This is a genomic window from Roseovarius aquimarinus (assembly GCF_043661195.1).
GTDB classification, from domain to species: domain Bacteria; phylum Pseudomonadota; class Alphaproteobacteria; order Rhodobacterales; family Rhodobacteraceae; genus Roseovarius; species Roseovarius aquimarinus.
In genome coordinates, this window is record NZ_JBIHMM010000001.1 from 1,373,560 (window position 1) to 1,397,818 (window position 24,259).

The 24,259-nt window shown below is 64.3% G+C and carries 22 protein-coding genes; 9 read left to right on the plus strand and 13 right to left on the minus strand.

Annotation, left to right across the window (positions count from 1 at the left end):
• The first annotated feature begins 53 nt into the window (after window positions 1–53).
• The gene (gene hemN, locus ACGRVM_RS06585) at window positions 54–1,403 is read left to right on the plus strand and encodes an oxygen-independent coproporphyrinogen III oxidase (protein WP_377172825.1); all 1,350 of its coding nucleotides are present in this window, start codon (window positions 54–56) and stop codon (window positions 1,401–1,403) included.
• 37 nt (window positions 1,404–1,440) lie between these two features.
• On the opposite strand, the gene ACGRVM_RS06590 is transcribed toward hemN, so the two are convergent.
• The 4 genes from ACGRVM_RS06590 to ACGRVM_RS06605 all read right to left on the minus strand — a co-directional run bounded on the left by ACGRVM_RS06590 (window position 1,441) and on the right by ACGRVM_RS06605 (window position 6,672).
• Window positions 1,441–3,417 (minus strand): ABC transporter permease, encoded by a 1,977-nt coding sequence (locus tag ACGRVM_RS06590; RefSeq protein ID WP_377172824.1) that lies wholly within the window; start codon window positions 3,415–3,417, stop codon window positions 1,441–1,443.
• Window positions 3,417–4,436 (minus strand): quaternary amine ABC transporter ATP-binding protein, encoded by a 1,020-nt coding sequence (locus ACGRVM_RS06595; RefSeq protein ID WP_377172823.1) that lies wholly within the window; start codon window positions 4,434–4,436, stop codon window positions 3,417–3,419. Before ACGRVM_RS06595 ends, ACGRVM_RS06590 begins: the two co-directional genes overlap by 1 nt.
• A 78-nt stretch (window positions 4,437–4,514) precedes the next feature.
• Window positions 4,515–5,456: an ABC transporter substrate-binding protein gene (locus ACGRVM_RS06600; protein WP_377172822.1), complete on the minus strand. Its 942-nt coding sequence runs from the start codon at window positions 5,454–5,456 to the stop codon at window positions 4,515–4,517.
• 274 nt (window positions 5,457–5,730) lie between these two features.
• Window positions 5,731–6,672: an ABC transporter substrate-binding protein gene (locus tag ACGRVM_RS06605; RefSeq protein ID WP_377172821.1), complete on the minus strand. Its 942-nt coding sequence runs from the start codon at window positions 6,670–6,672 to the stop codon at window positions 5,731–5,733.
• Between the two features lie 257 nt (window positions 6,673–6,929).
• Between ACGRVM_RS06605 and ACGRVM_RS06610 the strand changes: the two genes are divergently transcribed.
• On the plus strand, window positions 6,930–7,586 hold the full coding sequence (locus ACGRVM_RS06610) for a helix-turn-helix domain-containing protein (protein WP_377172820.1): 657 nt from the start codon (window positions 6,930–6,932) through the stop codon (window positions 7,584–7,586).
• Between the two features lie 43 nt (window positions 7,587–7,629).
• Here the strand turns inward: ACGRVM_RS06610 and ACGRVM_RS06615 are convergent, their stop codons facing one another.
• The 6 genes from ACGRVM_RS06615 to ACGRVM_RS06640 all read right to left on the minus strand — a co-directional run bounded on the left by ACGRVM_RS06615 (window position 7,630) and on the right by ACGRVM_RS06640 (window position 13,325).
• Window positions 7,630–8,697, minus strand: a complete 1,068-nt coding sequence (locus tag ACGRVM_RS06615; RefSeq protein WP_377172819.1) for a heme-dependent oxidative N-demethylase family protein — start codon at window positions 8,695–8,697, stop codon at window positions 7,630–7,632.
• 63 nt (window positions 8,698–8,760) lie between these two features.
• Window positions 8,761–9,723, minus strand: a complete 963-nt coding sequence (locus ACGRVM_RS06620) for a PDR/VanB family oxidoreductase (RefSeq protein ID WP_377172817.1) — start codon at window positions 9,721–9,723, stop codon at window positions 8,761–8,763.
• A complete protein-coding gene (locus ACGRVM_RS06625; protein WP_377172816.1) occupies window positions 9,720–10,316 on the minus strand; it encodes a dimethylamine monooxygenase subunit DmmA family protein in 597 nt (198 codons plus the stop codon). Before ACGRVM_RS06625 ends, ACGRVM_RS06620 begins: the two co-directional genes overlap by 4 nt.
• Window positions 10,317–10,394: 78 nt before the next feature.
• Entirely contained in the window at window positions 10,395–11,543 is a 1,149-nt protein-coding gene (locus ACGRVM_RS06630; protein ID WP_377172815.1) for an aminomethyltransferase family protein, read from the minus strand.
• Between the two features lie 170 nt (window positions 11,544–11,713).
• On the minus strand, window positions 11,714–11,887 hold the full coding sequence (locus tag ACGRVM_RS06635) for a hypothetical protein (protein WP_377172814.1): 174 nt from the start codon (window positions 11,885–11,887) through the stop codon (window positions 11,714–11,716).
• A gap of 34 nt (window positions 11,888–11,921) precedes the next feature.
• A complete protein-coding gene (locus tag ACGRVM_RS06640; protein WP_377172813.1) occupies window positions 11,922–13,325 on the minus strand; it encodes an ammonium transporter in 1,404 nt (467 codons plus the stop codon).
• 239 nt (window positions 13,326–13,564) lie between these two features.
• On the opposite strand from ACGRVM_RS06640, the gene ACGRVM_RS06645 reads away from it, so the two are divergent.
• From ACGRVM_RS06645 to glnT, 4 genes are all read left to right on the plus strand, one after another.
• Window positions 13,565–14,494, plus strand: a complete 930-nt coding sequence (locus tag ACGRVM_RS06645; RefSeq protein WP_377172812.1) for a class II glutamine amidotransferase — start codon at window positions 13,565–13,567, stop codon at window positions 14,492–14,494.
• The gene (locus tag ACGRVM_RS06650; RefSeq protein ID WP_377172811.1) at window positions 14,495–15,172 is read left to right on the plus strand and encodes a GltB/FmdC/FwdC-like GXGXG domain-containing protein; all 678 of its coding nucleotides are present in this window, start codon (window positions 14,495–14,497) and stop codon (window positions 15,170–15,172) included. It abuts the gene before it with no gap.
• Window positions 15,173–15,182: 10 nt separating this feature from the next.
• Entirely contained in the window at window positions 15,183–16,526 is a 1,344-nt protein-coding gene (locus ACGRVM_RS06655; protein ID WP_377172810.1) for an FMN-binding glutamate synthase family protein, read from the plus strand.
• 87 nt (window positions 16,527–16,613) lie between these two features.
• Window positions 16,614–17,945, plus strand: coding sequence for a type III glutamate--ammonia ligase (gene glnT, locus ACGRVM_RS06660; RefSeq protein WP_377172809.1), 1,332 nt, complete (start codon window positions 16,614–16,616; stop codon window positions 17,943–17,945).
• A 65-nt stretch (window positions 17,946–18,010) separates the two neighbouring features.
• Here the strand turns inward: glnT and ACGRVM_RS06665 are convergent, their stop codons facing one another.
• A complete protein-coding gene (locus tag ACGRVM_RS06665; protein ID WP_394624029.1) occupies window positions 18,011–18,394 on the minus strand; it encodes a rhodanese-like domain-containing protein in 384 nt (127 codons plus the stop codon).
• 107 nt (window positions 18,395–18,501) lie between these two features.
• On the opposite strand from ACGRVM_RS06665, the gene ACGRVM_RS06670 reads away from it, so the two are divergent.
• From ACGRVM_RS06670 to ACGRVM_RS06680, 3 genes are all read left to right on the plus strand, one after another.
• Entirely contained in the window at window positions 18,502–19,224 is a 723-nt protein-coding gene (locus ACGRVM_RS06670; RefSeq protein ID WP_377172807.1) for a FadR/GntR family transcriptional regulator, read from the plus strand.
• Window positions 19,225–19,345: 121 nt separating this feature from the next.
• A complete protein-coding gene (locus tag ACGRVM_RS06675; protein ID WP_377172806.1) occupies window positions 19,346–20,680 on the plus strand; it encodes an NAD(P)-binding domain-containing protein in 1,335 nt (444 codons plus the stop codon).
• Between the two features lie 33 nt (window positions 20,681–20,713).
• Window positions 20,714–21,445: a type 1 glutamine amidotransferase gene (locus tag ACGRVM_RS06680; protein WP_377172805.1), complete on the plus strand. Its 732-nt coding sequence runs from the start codon at window positions 20,714–20,716 to the stop codon at window positions 21,443–21,445.
• Here the strand turns inward: ACGRVM_RS06680 and ACGRVM_RS06685 are convergent.
• Both ACGRVM_RS06685 and ACGRVM_RS06690 read right to left on the minus strand, forming a co-directional pair.
• Entirely contained in the window at window positions 21,434–21,859 is a 426-nt protein-coding gene (locus tag ACGRVM_RS06685) for a group II truncated hemoglobin (RefSeq protein WP_377172804.1), read from the minus strand. The genes ACGRVM_RS06680 and ACGRVM_RS06685 overlap by 12 nt on opposite strands.
• Window positions 21,856–24,225 carry a DUF1989 domain-containing protein gene (locus ACGRVM_RS06690; RefSeq protein ID WP_377172803.1) on the minus strand — a complete coding sequence of 790 codons (2,370 nt, stop codon included), beginning with the start codon at window positions 24,223–24,225 and terminating at the stop codon, window positions 21,856–21,858. Before ACGRVM_RS06690 ends, ACGRVM_RS06685 begins: the two co-directional genes overlap by 4 nt.
• Window positions 24,226–24,259 lie beyond the last annotated feature (34 nt).

Below are 24,259 nucleotides of genomic sequence, written 5' to 3' on the forward strand. Positions count from 1 at the left end.
TGCGATCCGTCGCCCTGCCCCCCCGCGTCCGCATCCACCGAAGGCCCGCCACCATGACCCAGAGCATCCAGACCTATCTCAGCCGCAGCGTGCCGCGCTACACGAGCTATCCCACGGCGCCGCATTTCTCGCCCGACATAGAGGCCGAAACCTATGCCGCCTGGCTCGCCGCGCTCGATCCGGCGCAGGCGATCTCGCTCTATCTTCACGTGCCTTTCTGCCGCGAGCTTTGCTGGTATTGCGGCTGCAACATGAAGCTGGCGCGCAAGGACGCGCCCATCGCGCGCTATGCGCAGACGCTGCTTCGGGAAATCGACCTCGTTGCGCGGCACCTGCCCGCGCGCATGGACATCTCGCATCTGCACTGGGGCGGCGGCACGCCGAACGCGCTCGTGCCGGACGATCTGGAGCGCGCGATGGACAAGGTGCGCGCGCGTTTCAACGTGACCGAGGATGCGGAGCTTGCCATCGAGAGCGATCCGCGCACGCTGACGCCCGAGATGATCACGCGCATCGGCGCGCTCGGCTTCAACCGGGCGAGCTTCGGTGTGCAGGAGTTCGATCCTTCGGTGCAGAAGGCCATCAACCGGGTGCAGCCGCCCGAGATGGTGCGCGCTTCGGTCGAAGGGCTGCGCGCGGCGGGCGTGGCCAGCATCAATTTCGATCTGATCTACGGCCTGCCCCACCAGACGACCGAGACCCTCCTGAACACCGTCGAGATATGCGCCGGAATGCGGCCCAGCCGGATCGCGCTATTCGGCTATGCGCATGTGCCGTGGATGGCCAAGAAGCAGCGCCTGATCGATGAGGCGGCCTTGCCGGGCGCGGCGGCGCGGCTCGAGCAATCCGAAGAGGCGTCGAAGGCCCTCGTCGCCGCTGGATATGTGCCGATCGGCCTCGATCATTTCGCCCTGCCCGAGGATTCCATGGCCGTGGCCGCAGCGAAGGGCACGCTGCGCCGCAATTTCCAAGGCTACACGACCGATCCGGCCGAGACGATGCTGGGCGTCGGCACCACCTCCATCGGTCGCACGCCCTCGGGATATGTCCAGAATCTCGGCGAGACGGGTGCCTGGGCGCGCGCGGTGGAGGCGGGCACACTGCCGGTCGCCAAGGGCGTCGCGTTCAGCGCGGATGACAGCCTGCGCAGCCATGTCATCGAGCGGATCATGTGCGCGGGGGAGATCGATCTCGACGCCGCCGGCGCGCGCCATGGCGCCGCGCCCTTCTGGTATGCGGGGGAGCTTCCTGCGCTGGCGCAGATGGAGGCGGACGGCCTCGTGGCGCGGCAGGCCGGGCGCCTTTCGGTCACGCCCAAGGGCGCGCCGGTGATCCGCGTGATCGCCTCGGTTTTCGACGCGTACCTTCCGGGTGGCGCGGCGCGCCATTCGGTCGCCGTCTGACAAGCGGGCCAAGGAAACTCCCCCCCGGCCCGCCTCGTCAGCTTCCCAGACCCAGATTGCGCTTCCGTTCGGTCGCCCATTTCAGGATCGTCAGATCGAAGGTGAGCGCCATGAGCGACACGCAGATCCCGAGCACGAAATTCTTGCCCATGTCCGTCCCGGCAAGCGTGCGCTGAAGCTCCTGCCCCAGATCCTGCGTGCCGATGAAGGCCGCGATGATGACCATGAAGAAGGCGAACATGATCGCCTGGTTGAAGCCCACGGCCATCGTCGGCAAAGCCAGCGGCAATTGCACCTTCCACAGCTTCTGATGGCGCGTGGCGCCCGACATGTCGGCGGCCTCGAGCATCTCGGGCGGCACGGTGCGCAGCCCCTCGATCGTGTAGCGCGTGAGCGGCACCATCGCGAAGATGAGGATCGAGAAGATCACGGCGACGTCGGTGATGCCGAAGAGCATGATCGCCGGAATGAGATAGACGAAGCTGGGAAAGGTCTGCGCCGTGTCGCAGGCCAGCAGCACCCGGCGCGACCATGTCTCGCTTCGCGCGGCGGCGATGCCGAGCGGCAGGCCGAAGAGCATTGCGAGCGCCACCGCCGAGATGACCGAATAGAGCGTGATGACCGAGCGGTCCCACCAGCCCGACCACGCGACAAGCCCGAAGAAGAGCGCCGCGATCACCGCCTCGCGGCGCCCGGCCAGCACGAGCGCGAAGGCCGAGATGAGCAGGATGAAGGCGGGCGTCGGTATGCTCAGCAGGAAGTTTCGGAAGGGGATGAGCACCTGCACGTTGAGGAACGCGCGGATGCCGTCCGTGATCGCGTTGACCCAGCCCAGCGCGAGGAAATTCTTCATCAGATCGTCGATTTCCTTGCCCTGGCTGAAATTCTGCGTGCGCCCGATATCGGTCGCCACCTCGACGAACTGGCCGAGGATGCAGAAGAACACGAAGGCGCCGAGGCCGGTCAGCAGCAGGATATGGCGCTTCCCCCAGGGCGTGCCGCGCTCGAAATGCTCGGGCTGCTTGACGACCCATGCCTTCGACATGCGGTCGAGCATCACGGCGATCAGCACGATCGTCACGCCGATCTCGAAGGAGCGGCCCAGCTTGAAGCTGCCCATCATCGCCAGAAGCTTGGCGCCGAGGCCCGGCATGCCGATGAAGGCCGTCAGAACGACCATCGCGAGGCTCAGCATGATGACCTGGTTCACGCCCACGAGGATCTCGGTCCGTGCCGAGGGCAGATAGACATGGCGCAAAAGCTGCCAGCGGGTGCAGCCGCTCATATGGCCCGATTCCACCACCTCGGCGGGCACCTTCTGAAGGCCGAGCGTCGTCATCAGGATCATGGGCGGAATGGCGTAGATCGTCGTGGCGACCGCGCCGGCGGTCGGGCCGACCTTGAAGAAGATGACGGCAGGCAGAAGATAGGTGAAGAAGGGCAGCGTTTGCAGCACCGACAGGACCGGCTTGATCGCCCGGTCGAGCCACGCATAACGCCACGCGGCGATGCCGAGGCAGAGGCCGATGACGAAGGCGAGCGGCGCCGCGACGACGAGAACCGACATGGTCTGCATCGCGATCTTCCACTGGCCGATCAGCGCCGTCCAGACGAAGACGCCCCCCGCCAGGAGCGCCATGCGCCAGCCACCGAGATAGTAGCCCAGCACGGCGGCTGCCGCCGCGATGGCCGTCCACGGGATCGGCCCGAGATAGGGCCAGCGGCGCTGACCGAAGAGCAGGTTGGCCGTGACGTCGAGCAGCCATTCGAGCCCCTCGGTCAGGAACCGCGTCAACGCCAGAAGCCCCAGATCGTCCTTTATGAAATTGAAACCCGTATCGAGCCAGAGCGCGAAGGGCGGAATCCACGCCTCGGGCAGGCGGTGCAGCGTGGCGGGCAATAGCCCGGAATATTGGAGCAAAGTCAGCAGGATCGCGACACCGACGAGGATCAGCGCCGTGCGCGGGCGGGTGAAGGCGGGCCGCTCGGCGATCGTGTCGCTGGCCGAGACCATCAGCTCGATCCCACGAGGATTTCGAGCGCGTCGGTCCGCCGGAACGCGCCCAGCGTCCTGCCGCCCTCCACCACCGGGATCGCCTCGCGCGTGTCCTGCACCAGGATCTGCGCCATCTGGTGAACCGTCATGCCCGCATCGACCGGCGCGCCGGTGCCCGTGAGGTCCGGCTTGGCCAGAACGCTGGCATGCACGACGCGGGACTTGTCGATATCCTCGGTGAACTTGCGCACATATTCGGTGGCCGGATGCAGCACGATCTGGTCGGGCGTGTCGCATTGCTCGACCGCGCCGTCCTTCATGATGGCGATGCGGTCCGCAAGGCGCAGCGCCTCGTCGAAATCATGCGTGATGAAGACGATCGTCTTGTGCAGAAGGGCCTGAAGGCGCAGGAACTCGTCCTGCATCTCGCGGCGGATCAGCGGATCGAGCGCGGAGAAGGGCTCGTCCAGAAACCAGATATCAGGCTCGATGGCGAGTGAGCGCGCGATGCCCACGCGCTGTTGCTGCCCGCCCGAGAGCTCGCGCGGGAAGTAGTCCTCGCGGCCCTCCAGCCCGACCAGCTTGACCACTTCGAGCGCGCGCTCGCGTCGCTTGTGGCGGTCCTGACCGCGCATTTCCAACGGAAAGGCCACATTCTCGAGCACGGTGCGATGCGGCAGAAGGCCGAAGGACTGGAACACCATTCCCATCTTGGAGCGGCGCAGCTCGATCAACTCGCGCTCGCTCAGCTTCATCACGTCCTGTCCCTCGACGGTGATGGTGCCGCCGGTGATGTCGTGCAGGCGCGAGAAACAGCGCACCAGCGTGGACTTGCCGGACCCCGACAAGCCCATGATGACCAGCATTTCCCCGCGATGCACTTCGATGCTGACATCCTTGACGCCGGCGATATAGCCGTCCGCCCGGATTTCCTCGAAGCCGCGTCCGGCGGGCATGGTGGCGAGATAGGTTTCAGGGTCTCGGCCGAAAAGCTTCCAGACGTTCTGGCACGAAATGACGGGTGTTTGCTGGTCCATGATCCATCCTGGTTGTGGCAAAGCGGCCCCGCTCGGCGGATGCGGGCGGGGCCGGTCGTCAAACGCTGAGGTGAGAGATCAGTTGATCCAGTCGGACCACAGGTCTTCGTTCTCTTCCAGCCAGACGGCCGCGGCCTCTTCGGGCTCGAGCTCCTCGACATCCACCAGCTTGGCCATTTCGGCGATCTGGGGATTGGTGAAGGAAATCTTCTCGAGCGTAGCGTAGGCGGCGGGCCACTTCTCTTCCATGCCCTCCCAAGCGGCTTTCTTCAGATAGCCGTCGGCGGGGTTGCCGCAGTCATAGAGCGCATCGGGGTTGGGGCCGACCGCCGGATCCTTGTCGCAGCCGTCCACCCATTCCGGGAACTCGACGAACTCGCCCGGCCAGACGGCCTCGGCGAAGTTGGGCGTCCAGTTGAAGACGACGATCGGCTTCTTCTCGGCCTCGGCGGCACCGATCTCGGCCCAAAGGGCCGCGGCGGAGCCCGCGTTGATCACGACGAAATCCATGCCGAGCGCCTCGACGCGCTCCTTGCCGTGCTTGAGCCAGTCGACCGGGCCGTCGAGATACCGGCCCTTGTCGCCGGTTTCTGCCGTGGCGAAGATCTCGGCGCAATCGTTGAGCGCCTCCCAGCTCGGCAGGCCCGGGCAGGCTTCCTTGGTCCACATCGGGTACCACCAATCCTCGCGCGTGACCGCATCATGGTCGCCCACATCGACGATGCCGCCCTTTTCCATCGCGGCGCGGAAGGATGCGCCGAACGCGCCTTCCCAGACTTCCATCTCGAGCGTCACGTCGCCAAGACGGATCGACTCGTACACGGCCTGGCTGTCGGTGGTGACGTATTCGACATTCGCGCCCTGCTTCTGGAGAAGCTGGCCGACGACGTTCGACATCACGATCTGCGAGGACCAGTTGTGGATCGGAATGACGATCGGGTCGCTGCTGTCCTCGGCCATAGCGGCCATCGGAGCGAATGCGGCAAGAGCGGCCAGAATGGCCGTTTTCGATGTGTTCATGTTTTTCTCCCGGTTGGCGCGACAGTCGGCCGGCCATTCTGTTGTACCCGGCCAGGCCGGCTTTTTTTGAAGTGCTGCGGAACTCTTGTGGCCCGCTTGCGTTACCTTCAGTTTCCATTCTTGCACGTCTTCACTGTGGGTCAAGAATTATTCTTCATGGCGCGAGTGCCGCAGCGCCGTTTCGCCTCACTTGCGCAAGAAATGATCGCCGGATGTGCCTTGCTTCGGAACGCCCGCGCCCGGATCGTTTCGGGCTCGGGCTGCCGGACCCGGCCTACTCGACCCAGCCTTCCCAAATATCGCGATTGGATTCGAGCCATTCCGTCGCCGCTTCCTCCGGCTCGAGCTCCTCGACATCGACGAGCCGGGCCATCTCGGCGATCTGCGCATTGGTGAAAGAGGCCTTGGTCAGCACGCCGTAGGCGGCGGGCCATTTTTCTTCCATGCCCTCCCACGCGGCTTTTTTCAGATACCCGTCGGCGGGGTTGCCGCAATCGTAGAGCGCGTCCGGATTCGGCCCGACCGCAGGGTCCGTATCGCAGCCCGGTTCGGCCTCGGGAAAGGCGACGAACTCACCCGGCCAGACCGCCTCGGCGAAATTGGGCGTCCAATTGAACAAGACGATGGGCCGCTTCTCCGCTTCGGCGGCGCCGATTTCGGCCCAGAGCGCCGCGGCGCTGCCGGCATTGATGACGACGAAATCCATGCCGAGCGCCTCGACACGCTCGTTCGCGTGCTTGTTCCAGTCGGCGGGCCCGTCGAGATAGCGGCCTTTCTCGCCCGTCTCGGGCGTTGCGAAAACGGCGGCGCAGGCGTTCAAAGCCTCCCAATCAGGCAGACCGGGGCAGGCTTCCTTGGTCCACATGGGATACCACCAGTCCTCCCGCGTGACGGCCTCGTGATCGCCCGCATCGACGATCCCGCCCTTCTCGAGCGCCGCCTCGAGAGACAGTTTGTGCGTGCCTTCCCAAACTTCCATCTGAAGTGTCACGTCGCCGAGGCGGATCGATTCATAGACCGCCTGCGCATCGACGGTGACATATTCCACGCTGTTGCCCATCGACTGGAATATCTGACCCATCACGTTCGACATGACGATCTGCGACGACCAGTTGTTGATCGGGATGACGATCGGATCGGGGCTGTCGGCCGCGAAAAGCGCCGTGGGCGCGAGAGCGCTCAAGGCGGCCAGAAGGGCGGTATGCGTTCGTTTCATTGTCGGTCTCCCGGTTGGCGCGCGCCCTGAAGGGCTGCGCGAGGTTCGGCCCGACTTGCCTCGTCCTGATGTCCGAGAAGGTCTCTGCCGCGCTCGAAGGCGCCGGATCGAAGACGATCCTCGCAAATCCTTACCTTACGTCAAGATGTTTTGCGGCCAACGATTTCACCCTCAAGTCATAATTCTTGTCCTGAGAGTGAAACTTCATCATATTCCGGGCATTGCGCCGATGCCCGGCCCCATATGCAGGAAGATGAATGACCGTTGAGAGACTGACGCGCAGCGAAGCCGCGCGCCTGACCCAGGATCCCCACCGCCCGCAGCGCGAGGACCGCGAGAACGTCCTCGAGATCGCCATCGGGCGCGAGCTGCGCGCGCATCGTCGCAAGCAGGAAATCACCGTGGCCGAACTCGCGGCGCGCACCGGTCTCAGCATCGGGATGCTTTCGAAGATCGAGAACGGCAACACCTCGCCCTCGCTGACGACGCTTCAGACGCTCGCCAACGCGCTGCGCGTGCCGATCACCAGCTTCTTCCGCCGCTTCGAGGAGGCGCGCGAATACGTTCACACCAAATCCGGCGAGGGGGTCGAGATCGAGCGCGCGGGCACGCGCGCGGGCCATCAATACAACCTTCTGGGCCATATCGGCTCGAACGGATCGGGCGTCATCGTGGAGCCCTATCTCATCACCCTCAGCACCGAGGCCGACATCTTTCCCACCTTCCAGCATGGCGGGATCGAGACGATCTACATGCTCGAGGGCGCGGTCGATTATCGCCACGGCAACGAGGTGGTGGAGCTGCGGCCGGGCGATACGCTCTTTTTCGACGCGGACGCGCCGCACGGCCCCGAGCGGCTCGTGACGCTGCCGTGCAAATACCTGTCGATCATCAGCTATCCGCAAAACACCTGAGGCGCCCCGCAGGGCGCCTCGAGCGGATCGCATCCGGGTCGGATCACTTCTGCAAGGGCGGCTCGGTCTCGAGATCCGGCCAGATGCCCGGCGAGGTGGGCAGCCCGTCATCATATTGCGACAGGTAATCGAGCATCAGCTTGTGGTTCGCCTTGAAGCCCTTGTAATCGAGCAATTCGGGCGGCAGATCGCGAATGACGCGGTGCAGGCGCCGGCCCCATTTCGGCACGGTCATGAGATCCTGGAACGCGCAGAGATAGCAGCGGATCGGAAAGACCAGCGCGTTCGAGCGCGGCAGGCGGAAGAAGGTCTGTAGCTCGACACGCAGATGCTGTTTCGCGCCGATATTCTCGGGGGTAAGCGTCGTCTTCTGCACGCCCCATTTGTGGTAATTCTCGGGGCTGGTGTCCAAAAGCGGGTTGACCGTCATCGTCCAGTTGAGACGCCGCGCCGGGCTGCCCTGCTGCACGTTCAGCAGGAATTTCAGCGCCCGCACGAAGATGCCCTTCTCATGCGCCAGCGGCACGGGCGCGTGCCATTCGAAGAAGTTCATGCCGATGTCGAAATCGAGGCTCCAGTCGGCCTGCGTCGTGACCATCCCGGCATCCATCCAGAGATTGTCGTCGCGCTGGTCCAGCACGGCGAAATCGCCCTGCGTCTGGCGGGTGATGTATTCCATCGGTCCGTAGGGCAGCGTCGTCTCGTCGAGGAAGGTGAAGCTGTCGTCGATGCCGAGCGGCTTGTTGATCCAGCGCCACTTGTCGCCGTCGCGGTGCAGCTCGAAGAGGTCGGGATAGTCCTCGGACTTGGCCACCATGATGAGCTCGAGAAGATCCCAGCCCGCCAGAGTCATATGCGGCAGGGACTGGCAGCGCAGCGGATCCTGATCGAGAACGATGGCCCGGTCGCGCATCTCGCTCACGTAATGCTCGTCCACGTCGAAACGGTTCTGAAAGACCGATCCGTCACGGCCGCCCGCGTGCGGCTCCATGTTGACGGAATACATGTAGTCGTCCTTGTCGAACGGGAACGGGAACCGCTTGATCGCCCAGGGCGAGTTGCGGAAGGAGTAATCGTCGCGGAAGGTCTCTTCGTTGAATTGGATCGTCATGTCGTTTCTCCCTGTCGGCCCGGCTGCGCGGCCCGGACGGGCCACGCGCAAGCCACTCTGTTCTTAACGGTCCAGCACCAGTGTCTTGCCTTCGAAGCGGCTGACGCAAGGCATGATCTTCTCGCCCGAGGCCTGTTCTTCGGGCTCGAGCCAGTGGTCGCGGTGGATGATCTCGCCATCCTTCTCGATCACGTTCGTCTCGCATTGCCCGCAGGCGCCGCCCCGGCAGAGATAGGGTGCATCCACCCCGGCGCGCTCGATCGCTTCCAGGAGGCTCTCATGCTCGCCCACCTGGATCACCTTGTTGCTGACCGCGAGCTTCACCTCGAAAGGCTTGCCTGGCTTCGGGGCGAGGAACTCCTCGTAATGGACCGCCTCGCGCGGCCAGCCCAGATCCCGCGCAGTGGCGCGCACCCAGTCAATCATGCCCTTCGGCCCGCAGACATAAAGATGCGTGCCGAGCGGCTGACCGTCCAGCAGATGCTCGAGGTCGATCTTCTGGCCCTGATCGTCGTGATAGATATGCACGTCGTTCGGATGCTCGGAGGTCAGCTCCTTGGCGTAGCTGGCCAGGCTCTCGCTGCGGACGGAATAATGCAGCTCCCAATTGCCGTGACTACGGTCGAGCTGCTTGATCTGGGCAAGGAACGGCGTGATGCCGATGCCGCCCGCGATCATCAGGTGCTTTTTCGCGCGCAGATCGAGGCTGAAGAGGTTGACCGGATGCGAGAGCACCATCTCGTCGCCCACCTTGACCTTCCGGTGCAGGAAGAGCGATCCGCCCCGGCCCTGATCGTCGCGGCGCACCGAGATCGTGTAGGCCGTGCGGTCGGCCGGATCGGACATCAGCGAATAGGGATTGAGGCGGGTGCGATCGCCGTCCTTCATCTCGATCACGGTATGCGCGCCCCCGGAGAAGGTGGGCAATTCGCCGCCGTCCACCGGCTCGAACCTGAAGCGCGTGACCAGCTCGTTCAGGGGCACGATTTCGGTGACGCGCACCTTGATCTTGGTTCCGCCGCTCATTCGTAGATCCCCTTCTGCTCGGGCACGTTGCCCGGATCCTCGGCATCGACGCAGACACCCTGATAGGCCGCGAGGCGGCGCGAGTAGTGATCGCGCACGAAGAGGTTCAGCCCGCAATGCGAGCAGACGAACGGGTCGACCTCGACATCCTCGGTGATGCCCTTGCAATGCACGCATTGCATCCGCCGCGCGAGCGATCCGCGATGTTCGGTCTGTATGGCGGTGTGCGGGATGCCGTGGCTCACGGCCTCCTGCATCGCCTGCCCCATCAGCCCCTCTGTGCCCGCAAGATAGATCTGAAGCCCCATATGCGCGTCCTGAAGGATGCGCCGGATACGCTGGAGAGACGCCGCATAGCTGGGCGCGACATGCAGGATGGCCGGGTTCAGATCGCGCAGCTTCTGCTCGTAATCGGTGCCCTTCGGGATGAAGATGACATGCGCGCGGCTCATCAGCTCGGGCGTCGCGATCTCGATGATCGCCTCGGCGCCTTCGGCATCGGCGATCATCAGGTGATGCTTGCCCGCGCGCGCCTCGAGACTGCCCCAGACCGGGCGGCTCTTGATCGATGGAGGGAATTCGAACTTCGACATGGGCGCGTTGATCTCCTGTTGGTCTTGTCTGTCGTTGGCCGGCGGCGCCCGTCTCTGCGCCGCCGGCGGTCTTGCGGCTCAGCCCTTGGCGGTGCGGATCTTCTTGTCCTTGTCGTAGAAGGGCATTTCGGCGGCCACCGCCGGAATCTCGGTGCCATCCGCGTTGCGCACGGTGAATTTCGTGCCGGGCTTGGCAGCCTCGACCGGCATGCGGGCGATGCCGACATTATGCTTGTTGATGCGCGAATACATACCGTAGGTAACGTGCCCCACCTTCTTGCCATCCTGCAAGAGTTCCGCGCCCTCGTCCGCGCGTGTCGTGCCCTCGAGCTTCACGCCGTAGATCTTGAACCGCTCGCGCCCCTCGAGCGCATAGTGGTTCTCGGCGCCGACGAACCCGGTCTTGCCGGGCGAGACGACGAATTCGAGGCCGAGCTCCCAGAGCGTGTCGCCCGCGGGATCGCCGTTCTCGTGCGGATAGGTTTCGGAATTGTCGCCCGGAAAGAAGAGCAGGTAGGATTCGGTGCGCAGCCGGTCGAGCGTGCTGAACTGCACCGGGCCGATGCCCATGTCCTTGCCCTTGTCGAGGATCTGGTCCCAGATATCGACCACATGCTTGCGCTGGCAGAAGATCTCGTAGCCGCGCTCGCCGGTATAGCCGGTGCGCGAGATCATGGCCGGATAGCCGAAAAGCTTGGTCTGCATGATGCCGAAATAGGCCAGATCGCGGATGCCGGGCACATGCTTCTCGAGGAAATCGACGGCGACGGGGCCCTGGAGCGAAATGTCATGCAGATCGTCGTCGAAGGTGATCGCGACGTTCTTGGCGGCGGCGGCGGCGGCCATCGATTCCATGCCGGTGCCGGTGCCGTGCACCACCATCCAGCTGTTGACGGAAAGCCGGTAGATCACGCAATCGTCGATGAACATGCCCCGGTCGTTCAGCATGGCGGCATAGACCGCGCGGCCCGGCATCAGCTTTTCGACATTGCGCGTGGTTGTGCGGTCGATGACATAGGCCGCGTCGGGGCCGGTCAGATGCACCTTCTTGAGGCCCGAGACGTCCATCAGGCCCGCCTTGGTGCGCACCCGCTCGTAATCTTCCTGCCCGCGCTCCTCGCTGTCGGAATAGAACCAGGCGGTTCCCATGCCGTTCCAGTCGCCCAGCTCGCCGCCGATCTCGGCATGGCGGTGCGCCAATGCGGAGTTTCTCCAGAGTATTGCCATGATGTGTCCCCTGTTGCTCTTGATTCAATCTCCGCATCATTGAAGCACTATCGCGCGCGTCTGCGCAACATTCGCGTGCAACTTATTTTCCTCTCAGGCAATCACCGGACATGGCGAAGGGGCCGCTTTTCTGCGGCCCCTCCCCTTAGCGTCGATGGCCCTCGGGGCCGTCAGGTGTCGAAATTGCGCATCTTCGAGGCTTCGGTGCTCTGCCCGAAGATCAGCACGGCGACGCAGACGATCATCGCGAGGACGGTGCAGATGCCCGGCAGCGCCGAGGTCCAGCCGATGAACATGGCGCCGTCCACGGCCGCCCAATCGACGTTCTCATAGGGAAATCCCATCACTTCACTCCTTCAAACTGTTGCATGTGCCCGATCATTCGCCGGGCGCGAGGTTGACGGCGGGGGCGGGAATGCCCTCGGGATAGCCGGCGGCCGGAACCTTGACCTTGTCCATCCCGACCTGCTCGGCACCCGCCGAGACGCGCAGCATCCCCAGCATCTTGAGGATGAACGAGACGACGTAGCCGGGCACGAAGCCCAGAAGGAAGAACGTCACCGCGCCCACGAGCTGACCCACGAAGGAGATGGTCGCGACCTCGCCCTCGGCGCCTTGCAGTGCCGGGTAGCCCGAGCCGAAGATGCCCAAGAGGATCACGCCGTAGAGGCCGATCGTGCCGTGCACCGTCACGGCGCCGACGGCGTCGTCGATGCCCATGCGCTCGAGCATGTCCGCCGCCGGCTTGAGGATGATCCCCGCCGAGAAGGCGATCAGGAAGGCCATCGCCGGGAAGTAGATGTCGAGACCCGACGCGACCGAGATGATCCCCGCCAGAGCGCCCGACATCATCCAGAACGGATCACGCGTCAGAACCCAGGAGCCGATGATGCCCCCGGCCACGGCCATCAGGATGTTGAAGGACAGAGCCGACAAGGTGATGGGCGTGCCGTAGATCGTCGCGGGCTTGTCCGCGAACCACGACCACGCTTCGCCCGGCACGATCACGCAGGCCATGAGGAAGCCCCAGAAGCCGACGATGATGAGCATGAGGCCGACCACCGTCATCGGCATGTTGTGCCCCGCGATGTGGTTGGCGGTGCCGTCCGGATTGAACTTGCCGATCCGCGGTCCGAGGTTGATCAGAACGCCCAGCGCGAAGAAGCCGGCGACCGCGTGGACGAGACCCGCCGCGCCGAAATCATGCACGCCCCATTGCGTGACGAGCCAGCCATCCGCGTGCCAGCCCCAGGCCGCCGCGACGACCCATGCGAAGGAGCCGAGAACGATGGCGAGGATGACGAAGCCGACGGTCTGGATGCGCTCGATGACCGCGCCCGACATGATCGAGGCCGTCGTCGCCGCGAAGAGGGCGAAGGCGCCGAAGAACACGCCCGACGCCTGGTCGGCGATGTTCGGCCCCATGTATTGCGCGCTTTCGCCCCAGCCCCAGGCGATGGAGCTCGCATAGGCCGCGCCCGAAATGCCCGCAGGGCCTTCGGACAGGGTCAGGCCCGTGGGGAAGCCCCAATAGACCCACCAGCCGAAGAAATAGAAGGTCGGGATCATGAAGGCGAAGGCGAGGATGTTCTTGACGCCCGAGCTCAGCACGTTCTTGAGCCGCGATGCGCCCATCTCATAAGCAAGAAATCCCGCGTGGATGATGATCATCAGCGGGATTGTCAGGTAGTAAAAGGTCTCGGCGAAGGTCGTGTTGGTCGTCCCCGCCGCCGACTGGAGCGCGGCGACCTGCGCCGTCAGTTCTGCAATTTGGTCTTCCACTATTCATACCCCTGTTCTGGTCGTTTCTATTTGTAGTTCTCGTTGGTTTGGCGCGTGGACCGCCAAAGGAACCAATTATTAGACCGCATGAGACCGCTCTGGCCCCATTCTGGCAACCTTTTTTTGCATGCAGGTAAAATTTTTTTATTTGCATGGTAGGAAATATAGTTTCACGCTAGTTGAGCGGTCTGAAAATAGCTGATAGCGTCAGAATCAAGTTCACAGAAGGATGACAGCCCATGTGCGGGATCGTAGGACTTTTTCTCAAGGACACATCGCTCGAGCCCAAGCTGGGGCAGATGTTGACCGACATGCTCATCACCATGACCGATCGCGGCCCGGACAGCGCGGGGATCGCGATCTACGGCTCGGACAATCCCGGCAAGGTCAAGCTGACCGTGCAGTCCGACACGCCCGATCGCGATTTCGCGGGTCTGGACAAGGACATGCAGACCGCCTTGGGCGGCGACGTGACGATGCGCGTCAAAGACACCCATGCCGTGATCGAGATCGACGCCGCATGGGCCGCCGCCGCGCGCACCGTTCTGGCCGATATCCGCCCCGATGTGCGCATCATGAGCACGGGCGAGAAGCTCGAGATCTACAAGGAGGTCGGCCTGCCCAAGAACGTCGCGGCGCGGTTCGACATCTCCTCGATGACCGGAAGCCACGGCATCGGCCATACCCGCATGGCGACCGAGTCGGCCGTGACCACGATGGGCGCGCACCCGTTCAACACCGGGCGCGACCAGTGCCTCGTGCATAACGGCTCGCTCTCCAACCACGCGAGCCTGCGCCGCAAGCTGCGCAAGGCCGGCATGCATATCGAGACCGAAAACGACACCGAGGTGGGCGCCGCCTATCTCACATGGCGGATGAGCCAGGGCGCCACCCTGGGCCAGGCGCTCGAGTCGAGCCTCGACGATCTCGACGGCTTCTTCACCTTCGTGGTCGGCACCAAGGACGGCTTCGGCGTGGTGCGCGACCCCATCGCCTGCAAGCCCGCCGTGATGGCCGAGACCGACCAGTATGTCGCCTTCGGCAGCGAGTATCGCGCGCTGGTCAACCTGCCCGGCATCGAGCATGCGCGCGTCTGGGAGCCCGAGCCCTCGACCGTCTATTTCTGGAGCCACAACGCCGCACCCACCGCAACCGAGAAGGCCGCGTAAATGCAAGTTTTCGACCTCGAAGCGCAGGGCCTGCGCAATCTCAACGCCGCGCTTCAGGCGCAGACGAAAGACACGAACCAGACCGCCTGGGAGATCGTCAACGCCAAGGGCAGCCATGCCATCGCGGTGGGTCTCGACGCGCCGATCGAAGTGATCGTCAAGGGCTCGACGGGCTATTACTGCGCCGGCATGAACAAGCAGGCCACCATCCGCGTGCATGGCTCGGCCGGCCCCGGCGTGGCCGAGAACATGATGTCGGGCACCGTCATCGTCGATGGGGACGCAAGCCAGTATGCGGGCGCCACCGGGCGCGGCGGCACGCTCGTCATCAAGGGCAATGCAAGCTCGCGCTGCGGCATATCGATGAAGGGCATCGACATCATCGTGCACGGCAATATCGGCCATATGAGCGCCTTCATGGGCCAGTCGGGCAATCTGGTCGTCTGCGGCGATGCGGGCGACGCGCTAGGCGACAGCCTTTACGAGGCGCGCCTCTTCGTGCGCGGCAAGGTCAAGAGCCTCGGCGCGGACTGCATCGAAAAGGAAATGCGCCCCGAGCATCTGGAAATCCTCGCCGATCTGCTCGAGCGCGGCGAATGCGACGCCAAGCCCGAGGAATTCCGCCGCTACGGCTCGGCCCGCAAGCTCTATAATTTCAACATCGACAACGCGTATTGAGGGTCAGGCAATGAAAGACGATCACAAGGGCGCACCGCGCACGGTGCCGATCCAGTCGGCCACCTTCTCGAACCCCACGAATGCCGAGATCCGCCGCGCCGCGGCGACCGGCATCTACGACATTCGCGGCGGCGGCTCCAAGCGCAAGCTGCCGCATTTCGACGATCTGCTGTTCCTGGGCGCCTCGATCTCGCGCTACCCGCTCGAGGGCTACCGCGAGAAATGCGACACCAAGGTCGTGCTCGGCACGCGCTATGCGAAAAAGCCCATCGAGCTCGACATTCCGGTGACCATCGCGGGCATGTCCTTCGGCGCCCTGTCCGGCCCCGCCAAGGAGGCGCTCGGACGCGGCGCGACGATGGCCGGCACTTCGACCACCACGGGCGACGGCGGCATGACCGAGGAAGAGCGCGGCCATTCCAAGAAGCTGGTCTATCAATACCTGCCCTCGCGCTATGGCATGAACCCGGACGATCTGCGCCGCTGCGACGCGATCGAGATCGTCGTGGGCCAAGGCGCCAAGCCCGGCGGCGGCGGCATGCTTCTTGGTCAGAAGATCTCCGACCGCGTGGCGATGATGCGCAACCTGCCCAAGGGCATCGACCAGCGCAGCGCCTGCCGCCATCCGGACTGGACCGGGCCGGACGATCTCGAGATCAAGATTCTCGAGCTGCGCGAGATCACCGCCTGGGAGAAACCCATCTACGTCAAGATCGGCGGCGCGCGGCCCTATTTCGACACGACCCTCGCGGTCAAGGCCGGCGCGGACGTGGTCGTCCTCGACGGGATGCAGGGCGGCACGGCGGCGACGCAGGACGTCTTCATCGAGCATGTCGGCCAGCCCATCCTCGCCTGCATCGGCGAGGCGGTGCGCGCGCTTCAGGATCTCGACATGCACCGCGAAGTGCAGCTCGTCGTCTCGGGCGGCATCCGGGGCGGGGCGGACACGGCCAAGGCGCTGGCGCTCGGCGCGGATGCGGTGGCCATCGGCACCGCCGCTCTGATCGCGCTCGGCGACAACGATCCCAAATGGGAGGCCGAATACAACGCGCTCGGCACGACGGCGGGCGCCTATGACGACTGGCACGAGGGGCGCGATCCGGCGGGCATCACGACGCAGGACGCCGAGCTGATGAAACGCTTCGATCCCATCGAGGGCGGCCGGCGCCTGAACAACTTCCTGAAGGTGATGACGCTGGAGGCGCAGACCATCGCGCGCGCCTGCGGCAAGAACCACCTGCACAATCTCGAGCCCGAGGATCTGTGCGCCTTGACGATGGAAGCGGCCGCGATGGCCAAGATCCCGCTGGCCGGAACCAACTGGTACCCCGGCAAGCCGGGCAGCAGCTACTGAGGCGGATCAGAACCGGCGCGGCGCAGATTGTGCCGCGCCGGTTTTGCTTCTAGCCTCCGAAAAAACGAAACAACAGGGACACGACACATGACCACCGATCTGGCCAAGTTCGCCAAGGACAATGGCGTAAAATACTTCATGATCTCCTTCACGGACCTCTTCGGCGCGCAGCGCGCCAAGCTGGTCCCCGCGCGCGCCATCGCGGACATGCAGGAGGACGGCGCGGGTTTCGCGGGCTTCGCCACCTATCTCGACCTGACGCCGGCCCATCCCGACATGCTCGCCGTGCCGGACCCCTCCTCGGTCATCCAGCTGCCGTGGAAGCCCGAGATCGCCTGGGTCGCCTCCAACTGCGTGATGGAGGGCGAGGACGTCGCGCAGGCGCCGCGCAACGTGCTGCGCCGCCTCATCGCCGAGGCCGCCGAGGAAGGCATGCATGTCAAGACCGGCATCGAGGCCGAATTCTTCCTGCTGACGCCCGAAGGCACCGAGATCCACGATCCGCTCGATAAGAACGGCAAGCCCTGCTACGACCAGCAGGCGATGATGCGCAGCTATGAGGTGATCCGCGAGATCAGCGACTACATGCTCGAGCTGGGCTGGAACCCCTACCAGTCCGACCACGAGGACGCGAACGGCCAGTGGGAGATGAACTGGGATTTCGACGACGCGCTCAAGACCGCGGACAAGCACAGCTTCTTCAAATTCATGACCAAGACCATCGCCGAAAAGCACGGCATGCGCGCGACCTTCATGCCCAAGCCCATTCCGGGCCTCACGGGCAATGGCTGCCATGCGCATATCTCGGTCTGGGACGCGCCCGGCAAGAAGGCCAAGAAGAACGTCTTCGCCGCCAAGAAGAGCGAAGGCCCCACCGGCGAGCTCGGCCTGTCGGAGGACGGCAAGCATTTCCTCGGCGGGATCATGAAGCACGCGAGCGCGCTGGCGGCGATCACCAACCCCACCGTCAACAGCTACAAACGCATCAACGCGCCGCGCACCACCTCGGGCGCGACATGGGCGCCCAACTCGGTCACCTGGACGGGCAACAACCGCACGCACATGGTGCGCGTGCCCGGCCCCGGACGCTTCGAGCTGCGCCTGCCCGACGGGGCGGTGAACCCCTATCTTCTGCAAGCCGTCATCATCGCGGCGGGCCTCTCGGGCATGCGCTCCAAGGCCGATCCGGGCAAGCGCCACGACATCGACATGTATGCCGAGGGCCACAAGGTGAAGGGCGCGCCCAAGCTGCCGCTGAACATGCTCGACGCGATGCGCGCCTACGACCGCGACCGCGACCTCAAGAAGTCGATGGGCGAGGAATTCTCGCGCGCCTATCTCAAGATGAAGCGCGACGAGTGGAACCAGTTCGTCTCGCATTTCTCGCGCTGGGAGCGCGAGAACACGATCGACATCTGATCCGGCGGACGCGGCGGATCACAGGGGCGGGCCGGTCGGCCCGCCCTTTTTTCATTTAGGCGCCGTCATGCGTCCTGTCGCATCGGCTTGGGCGCGCCGGTGGACATATCTGTGCCGATATACTCCTGCCCGCTCTCCTTCCAAGCGGCCATGCCGCCCTCCATATGGGCGATCGGCGTGATCCCGGCGTCGAGGCACATCCGCGCCGCCTTGCCCGAGCGCATGCCCGAGCCGCAGTGCAGCACGAGGCGTTTGCCCCCCTGCCCCGGCAGACGGCCCGGCCGGAATTCCTGAAGCGGCATCAAAAGCGCGCCCTCGATCCGCTCGAGCGCGAATTCCTGCGGCGAGCGCACGTCGATCAGCACGATCTCGGCGTGCGCGCGGGCCACCTCCGCGGGCGTCCAAAGCTCGACGGGGCCATGTTCGGTCTCTTCGGTCTTCATGCTCATGCCTCCTTTCGTTCAAGCAATGCATCGGGGCGGAGCGCCGAAATTCACGGTTTGCGCCCGCCTTCCTTCGTGTAAGCTGGGCACGATAGCGCAAAAAGGAAGCCCCCATGTCGCTTGCCCAGAGCAATTCGGCCTTCGCCGCGCAGACGCAGATGAGCGCGACCGTCCAGACCGTCGTCGACAAGTTGCTGGGGCGGATCCGCTCGGGCGAATACGCGGTGGACGAGCGCCTTCCCTCCGAGCGGATGTTGTCCGCCGATCTGGGTGTCGCGCGCAACACGGTGCGCGAAGCGCTGGAGGTTCTCGAGAGCCACGGCCTGATCCGCCGCCGCGCGGGCAGCGGCAGCTATGTCAACCCAACGACCGGGGAGGCGCCCGCCGCCTCGAACAGCGAAATCGCGGCCTCCTCGAGCCCGCTCGATCTTCAGGTGATCCGCGGCATTCTCGAACCCGACATGGTGCGCCTTGCGGTGGTGAACATGCCGCCGCGCGATATCGAGGCGCTCGGCGAGATCCTGAGCGATCTCGAAGCGGTTCAGACCGATGCGGGTGCCTTCGTCCGCCACGAGGAAGCGTTCTATCGCAAGATCGCCGCCGGCACCGGAAACCCGCTGATCGCGGGGTGCTATGATCTGGTCATCGACGCCTGCCGCCAGAGCTTTCGCAGCGCACAGCTCCGCCGCCACCTGACGCCCGCCCGGATCGAGCAATACCAGAAAAGATATAACAGCCTTTTCAACGCCATAGCCTCGCGCGACACCGATGCCGCCGTCGAGTTCATCAAGCTGCACCTGATCGAGGAGCAACGCCAGCTTTTGCACGAAGGCTAGCGCGGCGCCTGCAAGCCGCGCCCTCTGGGTCAAATTTCTTGACTCGCAGGAAATCGACCGGTTCAATTGGTTCATACCAAATGAGCCGGAGTTAAACCGGTTTGAACCAACAGGAGCTTTTATGAAGAAACGCATCGCCATTCTCGGCGCCGGCCCCTCGGGCCTTGCGCAGTTGCGCGCTTTCCAGTCGGCCAAAGCCAAGGGCGAGGACATTCCCGAAATCGTCTGCTTCGAGAAGCAGGACAATTGGGGCGGCCTGTGGAATTACACCTGGCGCACCGGCGTCGATCAGTATGGCGAGCCGGTCCACGGCTCGATGTATCGCTATCTGTGGTCGAACGGACCGAAGGAAGGGCTCGAATTCGCTGACTATTCCTTCGAAGAGCATTTCGGCAAGCAGATCGCGAGCTATCCTCCCCGCGCCGTGCTGTTCGACTATATCGAGGGGCGCGTGCAGAAGGCCGGCGTGCGCGACTGGATCCGCTTCGAGACCACCGTGCGCCACGTCGAGAAGAAGGGCGACAAGTTCCACGTCACGGTCTGCCATCTGCCCGAGGATCACGAATACACCGAGGAATTCGATCACGTGATCTGCGCGACGGGCCATTTCAGCACGCCCAACGTGCCCGAGTTCAAGGGCTTCGACAAGTTTCAGGGGCGCATCCTGCATGCCCATGACTTCCGCGACGCGGTCGAGTTCAAGGATCAGGACCTGCTCATCATCGGCACCTCCTACTCGGCCGAGGATATCGGCAGCCAGTGCTGGAAATACGGCTGCAAATCCGTGACGGTCAGCCACCGCACCGCGCCGATGGGCTACGACTGGCCTGATAATTGGCAGGAAGTGCCGCTGCTCACGCATGTCGAGGGCAAGACCGCGCATTTCAAGGACGGCACCAAGAAGGATGTCGATGCGATCATCCTTTGCACGGGCTATCAGCACCATTTCCCCTTCATGGAGGACGCGCTGCGCCTGCGCACGGCCAACCGCCTCGCCACCGCCGATCTCTACAAGGGCGTGGCTTGGGTCCACGATCCGGCCCTTTTCTACCTCGGAATGCAGGACCAGTGGTTCACCTTCAACATGTTCGACGCACAGGCCTGGTGGGTGCGCGATGCGATCATGGGCAAGATCGCGATCCCCAGCAAAGCCGAGATGGAGGCCGACGTGGCCGACCGCGTGGCGCGCGAGGATGCGGGCGAGGACGATTACGACGCGATCTGGTATCAGGGCGATTACGTCAAGGAACTGATCGCGGAGACGGATTATCCCAGCTTCGACGTCGAGGGCGCCTGCAAGGCCTTCAAGGAGTGGAAAGGCCACAAGAAGGCAGGGATCATGACCTTCCGCAACAACAGCTACAAATCGGTCATCACGGGCACGATGGCGCCCAAGCACCATACCCCCTGGAAGGACGCGCTGGATGACAGCCTCGAGGTCTATCTCCAGAACTGAGGCGCCGCGCGCGCAGATCGGATCAGGGCGCCGATGCGCGTTCTGATCCTCCAGCACACGAAGGGCGAGCATCCCGCCGCCTTCGCCGATCATGTCGCGGCGGCGGGGGACGCGGCGCATGTCGTGCATCTTTACTTGGGCGAGGGCCTCCCGGACCTCGCCCCTTTTCATGCGATGATGGTCATGGGCGGCCCGATGGACGTCTGGGAAGAGGACGCGCATCCTTGGCTCGTGCCGGAAAAGCGTGCCATCGCCGCTTGGGTGCGCTCGGGGCGGCCCTATCTCGGGATTTGCCTCGGCCATCAGCTTCTGGTCGAGGCGATGGGCGGGCAATGCGCCAAAATGGCCGTGCCCGAAGTCGGCGTCATGCCGATGGATCTGACGGAGGACGGCCGCGCCGATCCGGTTCTGTCGCGCCTGCCGGGCGCGACGGACGGCCCGGTGCGCGTCATGCAATGGCACGGCGTCGAAGCGGTGCGCCTGCCTGCGGATACTGCGCCTCTCGCCCGCAATGCGAACTGCCCGGTGCAGGCGATCCGCGTGGGGCGCCGTGCCTGGGGCGTGCAGTTTCACCCCGAGATCACCGAGGATCTGTGCGCCTACTGGATGAAGGACCCCGGCAACCGCGCCACCGCGATCGACTGGCTGGGCAGCGCAGAGGCGGCGGACCGCTTCGCCGCCGACAGCGAGGCCCATGTGCCGACCGCGCTGCGGAATTCCGCCGCGCTTTACGCGGGGCTGCGCGAAGCCGCGCTAGAGGGCTGAGAGCCGCGCGCTGTGCTCGCCCACGACATCGCCATCATTGACCAGCGCCAGCGCGACACGCCGCAGCGTGGCGCGCAAACGCTCGACATGCGCGCCCGAATGGCCCAGATCGGCGAGCGCGCGGTCCATGAGGCGAAGCCAATTCTCGGCATCTTCCGCCATAATCGGGATATGCTCGTGGATGAGCTTGACGTTCATGTGCCCGTGCCGCTCCTTATAGTGCTGGCGGCCTCCCAGAAATCCACTCAGAAAAGCGAATTGCTCGGCCCGCGTCGCAGCGAGGCCATGCCCGTCCATATGCAGGCGCACGATGTTCGCACCCTCGGGGCGCGCTTCGACCAGATCGTAGAAATGCTCGACAAGGCGTTTCAACGCGGCCTCGCCGCCCATCTTGTCGAGCACGGTCTCGGTCATGATCGCGGGCGTTCCTTCTCGGGATCGTATGCCGCGAAAGGGACCACGGTGGCGGGCAGACGCTTTTGATGCCCGTCGAGTTTGCCGACTTCCACCTCGGTGCCGAACTCCGCATGCGTCACGTCGATCCGCGCTAGCGCGATGTTCTTGCCCAGAAGAGGCGAGATCATCGCAGACGTGACCTCGCCCACCTGCGCGCGTCCGATATGGATGCAATCGCCGTGGCCGACCGCGACCTTGCTGTCGATCTCGAGGCCGACCATCTTGCGCACCGGATGCTCCTTGCGCCGGATCAGCGCATCGCGGCCGATGAAATCGTCCTCCTTGGACTTGAGCGGCACGGTAAAGCCGATGCCCGCCTCGAAAGGATCGGTCTGGTCGGAAAAATCATAGCCCGCGAAAATGAGGCCCGCTTCGATGCGCACCATGTCGAGCGCCTGAAGACCCATCGGTTTCAGCCCGAATTCCTGCCCCGCCTCCCAGATCGCGGTGAAGATCTCGTCGCAATCCTTCGGATGGCACATCATCTCATAGCCGAGCTCGCCCGTATAGCCCGTGCGGCTCACGACGAACGGCGTGCCGCCCTCGCCCCGCAGCCGCGCAGGCGTGAAACGGAACCAACCGAGCTGATCGAATTCGGGGTTGTGAGGCGCGGTCCAGACCAACTTGCGCAGCAAATCGCGGCTCTTCGGCCCCTGAACGGCCACGTTGTGAAGCTGATCGGTGGACGAGCGCACCAGCACTTTCAGCCCCAGCTTCTCGGCCTGCTCGCGGATCCATTCGCCGCCGTAATCCGTGCCGCCGATCCAGCGGAAATTCTCCGGCCCGAGGCGGAAGACGGTGCCGTCGTCGATCATGCCGCCATGCTCATAGCACATCGCGGTATAGACGACGCCGCCCACGGCCAGCGTCTTCATGTTGCGGGTAAAGACATACTGGCAAAGCGCCTCGGCATCGGGGCCGGTGATCTCGAACTTGCGCAGGGGGCTGAGATCCATGATCGCGCAATCCTTGCGGCAGGCCCAGTATTCCTCGATCGGGCCGGTCTCGGCATAGCAATTGGCCAGCCAGTAGCCGTTATACTCGATGAAATTTCGGGTCAGCTTGGCGAAATTGTCGTGAAATCCGGTTTGCTTGGTCATTTTCGCCTCTGAATCGGGTGTCGGACGGTAGGCCACCGACCGGCTGAATGTCTCGGTCCCGCTATAGGTGCGGATGTGAATATCGGTCGGGTTCCAGCCATTGGCGGCGGTGGTGTCGTCCGGGCAGGCCGAGCTGACGCAAACGAGATCGGTCAGTGCGCGCAGCAGGACGTAATCGCCGGGGCGCGACCACGGCTCGTCGATATACATCACGCCATGATCGTCGAGGCCGGTGTTGAAGAAGAAGTTGATCGCCATCCAGCCCGGGCGGCCCGTCACGTTGTATTTCGACAGCGCCTTGTTGAAGTTATCCGAGCAGTTCACATGGCCGGGATAGCCGATATCGTCGTAATACTTGGCCGAGCAGGCCAGCGCGAAGGCATCGTGGCGCCCGCAGGTGTCCTGCACCACCTCGACCAGCGGCAACATTTCCTGATCGTAATATTTCGCGTGCAGGCCCGGCATCGGATAGGCATGGCCCATCAGCGTGCGCGTGGTCGTCACGTCCAGCGCATGCTCGATCCCCTTGTCGAGCTTGGCGGCGGAAAAGCACTCGAAATCCGTGCATTGCCGCCCGTCGACATCCTGGATCTGGATATAGTCGCCCGCCTTGACGAAATAGGCCTCGGCGGTGGCGTTGTGCACGCGGATGCTCTGCAAGGGATCGGCGAGCGGGTCCGGCAGCTCGAACCGGGTATGGCGCTTGAGGGTGGCGCGGGTCAGCATCACGGTGAGCGGTGTCGCCGTGTTTTGCGCCTCGAGATCCATCGCGCCGCCGGGCGCCGCGACGATCAGCACGCCGTCGCGCTCGACCTTGAACTCCTGCGCGGCCTTTGCCGGCGTCTGCGCATCCCAGAAGCGGTGCGCACGCGCGCGAGACAGATCGAGCCCCCGCGCCTCCAGCCCCATGCGCAACCCGCGCAGCGACTGGTCGGAGGCGGTCAAAAGCGCCTTGAGGCCGGACGCATCGCTGTTGGGCGCGCCGCCGATGATGCCGGGATCGATGGCGCCCTTCGCATCCGCCGCGACAACCTCGCAAGGCTGTCCGCCCTCGTCATTGGTGATGGTGAAGCGGTCCCCGGCCTCGATCCGCACGAGAATGGCGCCGCCGCCCTGCACCACGTACCGCTCGGTTCCGGGCGGCATGGAAAAAACCCGAGGCTCGATGATGCGGCTGGGGCGCGGCGGCCCGGGCCGGACCCGGGCAAAGATTTCGTCAAGCATCACCGTCTCCCCCGAAGATGCGAAGATTGCATCT

Bases quoted from the DNA above. Each gene is read 5' to 3' on its own strand.
- hemN (WP_377172825.1), top strand. From the start codon at position 54: ATGACCCAGAGCATCCAGACCTATCTCAGCCGCAGCGTGCCGCGCTAC.
- ACGRVM_RS06590 (WP_377172824.1), bottom strand. From the start codon at position 3,417: ATGGTCTCGGCCAGCGACACGATCGCCGAGCGGCCCGCCTTCACCCGC.
- ACGRVM_RS06595 (WP_377172823.1), bottom strand. From the start codon at position 4,436: ATGGACCAGCAAACACCCGTCATTTCGTGCCAGAACGTCTGGAAGCTT.
- ACGRVM_RS06600 (WP_377172822.1), bottom strand. From the start codon at position 5,456: ATGAACACATCGAAAACGGCCATTCTGGCCGCTCTTGCCGCATTCGCT.
- ACGRVM_RS06605 (WP_377172821.1), bottom strand. From the start codon at position 6,672: ATGAAACGAACGCATACCGCCCTTCTGGCCGCCTTGAGCGCTCTCGCG.
- ACGRVM_RS06610 (WP_377172820.1), top strand. From the start codon at position 6,930: ATGACCGTTGAGAGACTGACGCGCAGCGAAGCCGCGCGCCTGACCCAG.
- ACGRVM_RS06615 (WP_377172819.1), bottom strand. From the start codon at position 8,697: ATGACGATCCAATTCAACGAAGAGACCTTCCGCGACGATTACTCCTTC.
- ACGRVM_RS06620 (WP_377172817.1), bottom strand. From the start codon at position 9,723: ATGAGCGGCGGAACCAAGATCAAGGTGCGCGTCACCGAAATCGTGCCC.
- ACGRVM_RS06625 (WP_377172816.1), bottom strand. From the start codon at position 10,316: ATGTCGAAGTTCGAATTCCCTCCATCGATCAAGAGCCGCCCGGTCTGG.
- ACGRVM_RS06630 (WP_377172815.1), bottom strand. From the start codon at position 11,543: ATGGCAATACTCTGGAGAAACTCCGCATTGGCGCACCGCCATGCCGAG.
- ACGRVM_RS06635 (WP_377172814.1), bottom strand. From the start codon at position 11,887: ATGGGATTTCCCTATGAGAACGTCGATTGGGCGGCCGTGGACGGCGCC.
- ACGRVM_RS06645 (WP_377172812.1), top strand. From the start codon at position 13,565: ATGTGCGGGATCGTAGGACTTTTTCTCAAGGACACATCGCTCGAGCCC.
- ACGRVM_RS06650 (WP_377172811.1), top strand. From the start codon at position 14,495: ATGCAAGTTTTCGACCTCGAAGCGCAGGGCCTGCGCAATCTCAACGCC.
- ACGRVM_RS06655 (WP_377172810.1), top strand. From the start codon at position 15,183: ATGAAAGACGATCACAAGGGCGCACCGCGCACGGTGCCGATCCAGTCG.
- glnT (WP_377172809.1), top strand. From the start codon at position 16,614: ATGACCACCGATCTGGCCAAGTTCGCCAAGGACAATGGCGTAAAATAC.
- ACGRVM_RS06665 (WP_394624029.1), bottom strand. From the start codon at position 18,394: ATGAGCATGAAGACCGAAGAGACCGAACATGGCCCCGTCGAGCTTTGG.
- ACGRVM_RS06670 (WP_377172807.1), top strand. From the start codon at position 18,502: ATGTCGCTTGCCCAGAGCAATTCGGCCTTCGCCGCGCAGACGCAGATG.
- ACGRVM_RS06675 (WP_377172806.1), top strand. From the start codon at position 19,346: ATGAAGAAACGCATCGCCATTCTCGGCGCCGGCCCCTCGGGCCTTGCG.
- ACGRVM_RS06680 (WP_377172805.1), top strand. From the start codon at position 20,714: ATGCGCGTTCTGATCCTCCAGCACACGAAGGGCGAGCATCCCGCCGCC.
- ACGRVM_RS06685 (WP_377172804.1), bottom strand. From the start codon at position 21,859: ATGACCGAGACCGTGCTCGACAAGATGGGCGGCGAGGCCGCGTTGAAA.
- ACGRVM_RS06690 (WP_377172803.1), bottom strand. From the start codon at position 24,225: ATGCTTGACGAAATCTTTGCCCGGGTCCGGCCCGGGCCGCCGCGCCCC.